This window comes from Exiguobacterium aurantiacum (genome assembly GCF_001766415.1).
In the GTDB taxonomy this organism is placed as follows: domain Bacteria; phylum Bacillota; class Bacilli; order Exiguobacteriales; family Exiguobacteriaceae; genus Exiguobacterium; species Exiguobacterium aurantiacum_A.
This window is the reverse complement of record NZ_MKXO01000032.1, coordinates 1-654: the sequence shown is the minus strand read 5'-3', so window position 1 is coordinate 654 and position 654 is coordinate 1. Positions and strand designations below refer to the sequence as shown.

General features: G+C 44.3%; 2 protein-coding genes. Both read right to left on the bottom strand.

Annotated elements, in window-relative coordinates; all coding sequences use genetic code 11:
- Positions 1–292 (bottom strand): VOC family protein (locus BJU60_RS14795; protein ID WP_070329516.1); only part of this gene is annotated, 292 nt, incomplete at its 3' end.
- A 68-nt stretch (positions 293–360) separates the two neighbouring features.
- Positions 361–654 (bottom strand): GNAT family N-acetyltransferase (locus tag BJU60_RS14790; protein ID WP_141737254.1); only part of this gene is annotated, 294 nt, incomplete at its 5' end.

Genomic DNA, 654 nt, shown 5'->3' with positions numbered 1-654 from the left:
TGACCGGCCCCTCTTCAATGGGGACCACTTGCTTCCGGAGGTGCAGCAGCAAACTGTCCATGTCTAAATCGGTGATAAAGCACAAATCATGAGATCCAGGAAGAGGATGAGCCGCTTTTGGCTCAAATTCATGACCAGCTTCATGAAGGTTGATTTTCTGTAAACCAAAACGAAGCGCTTTACGGCCTTCACCAAAAGTTTCTTCCTTCATCCCTAATACGTTTGTATAAAAGCGAATGGTGTCCTCCATATGTTGTACAGTCAACACGATATGATCAAGTCGTCGTATCATCAGTCTCTCCTCCAAGTATGATCATTGATTGAACTGACTCTATTATATCATCACCTGACGAGGATACCTTATTTAATCACGGTTTTATAGCTCCAGCTTTCCAAGGACATTTCCTTTCCGCGCAGTACCCTTTCATCAAACTCCATCCAGCCATTTTTCCGATAGAAATGACGATTGGCCTCGTTGTGTGTCATCAGTGTGAACAGTCCGCCGCCTTGCCGGGCGATAAAGGGAAAAAGACATTGCTTTAACATGCGGCTTCCAAGTTTTTTCCCTTGCTCGTCTTTTGCGACGACAAGTGCTTCTAAATACCAGTAAGGCTGATTTAAGGAAGAACATGCTTTTTTCGCCTCCTTTAACAC